Genomic DNA, 1,743 nt, shown 5'->3' on the forward strand with positions numbered 1-1,743 from the left:
TTAGACAGTTGTCCTGGAGCGGCTTACGTAAGTGACCCATCCATGTTCTATTTGCGACCTCCCTGCAGTTAACAACACTGCAGAGAGGTTTATCCGAAATTGTTGATATCCCCCATTTCTAAAACCTAATGACTTCGCAGTATCAGCTATGTGGCTTCATAACGATACCCGTTTTCTCAACCCACAGCTCTTTTCCGCCGAATTGCAGTGATATATAAAGGTTTTCGGGTTCCCACAAACTGTCTTTATGCAATCGTACGGACACATCTACACGCGATGTATTCGCATAGACCGTTTGATGAACTGCATAATAACTAGTTCCTGCGACCTTGTATTCCAATTCCACAGTGGCAAATAAAGTACCCTTATAAACAATCTTTGAGGCGATTAGTTCGCCTGCGGAAATAACTGCATTCTTGCCTCTCAAGGTGTCACAAAGCTAATGAGGAAAATAGTGTATATTTTGCTATCCAATCAGACTAATTGCAGTTACTCGGATCTTTTTTTTGCATTGCCACAGTCCATTAAAATAAACTCCTGAACAACTAGACTGTAGTTACTGCCTTGAGGATCCTAGGTAGTTTGTTTTTTATTCTGCGATGAAGTCGGTACCATGGATTGGCTAGTCGCATTACAGCAATTGCTCCATGTATATTTCCGCCTGACTGCCGAGCGTAAGGATCTGCACTTAATCCTCTTTCTCCATTCCCATAGGCATCATCATCCCATTGTCCATCCCCATCATCGCAACGCTGCTCAATTCCCCTTCCGCATCTGCCAAGTATACCTCTGTTCCAAATGCTGGTTCTGCGTAAGGAAGATGTGTGTTGCCGCGCGCGAGAATTTGCCGGTAATTCCCTGAATTACCTTCGAATCCGTCATGGTCCCATGGCACCCAAGAACGTGCATTGCAATAATGGCAGACGTATGAGCGGCGGTATCGGTCCTGGGTACGATTCGGATAGGAGCGATGAAGCAAATGCGAATGAAAAAATAAAACATCTCCTGGACTAAGCGGAACGGGTATAGCTGGAGGATAGTTTGCAACAATCTTAGATAAAGTGTTCACATTATCGTCCAAATGGCTCGCATTCTGAACGCCTTTCAAATCCTCGAATGCATCCACCGCATGCACATTTCCTCCGCCGACTCCATCAGGAGGATATATCGGTTCGTGGTGCGAGCCGGGTACGACCCATAAGCAGCCATTTTCTTCATCTGCTTCTTCTAGAGCAATCCATGCTCCGATTAATGTATCCGGATGAGTCCTAACATAGCTTGCATCTTGATGCCAGCCTTGACCGCCTTTTCCAGGCGGATTTAAGAAAAGCATGGACTGAAGAGCGTATACATCCGGCCCAACCAATGCCTCCGTAACATCGACAATTCGAGGGTTAAGCATCCCCCTCTCCGCTGCTGCATTTACACGAGATAGCATATGAATTCTTGTTGCCTTCGCAAATTCCTCTTTGAGAGGGTCCGCGTTATCAGGATCTGCTTGCTTATTTATCTGAAGGCTATTAATCCGTGATTGTTCTGCCAATTCATAGAGCTCGGCGATGTCTTCTTTTGACAATAGGTTTCGGACAATTAAGTAACCTTCTCTTTGATAATGAGAATATTCCTTCACACTTACTAAATAGCGATTATCCCTTGCACGTGATTTAGGCACATAATACTTTCCCACAGACTCATCAACTCCTAAATTGAAATGCTTACGTGCTAATTGTAGCGTGTTACATC

At 44.6% G+C, this 1,743-nt stretch carries 2 protein-coding genes; both read right to left on the bottom strand.

The window, feature by feature from the left end; genetic code table 11:
• Positions 1–142: 142 nt before the first annotated feature.
• Entirely contained in the window at positions 143–427 is a 285-nt protein-coding gene (locus AC1DWN_RS33305) for a hypothetical protein (RefSeq protein ID WP_477563113.1), read from the bottom strand.
• A gap of 261 nt (positions 428–688) precedes the next feature.
• A partial coding sequence (locus AC1DWN_RS33310; protein ID WP_477563114.1) for a phytanoyl-CoA dioxygenase family protein occupies positions 689–1,743 on the bottom strand: 1,055 nt, incomplete at its 5' end.

The organism is Paenibacillus sp. P4_A7 (assembly GCF_056402455.1).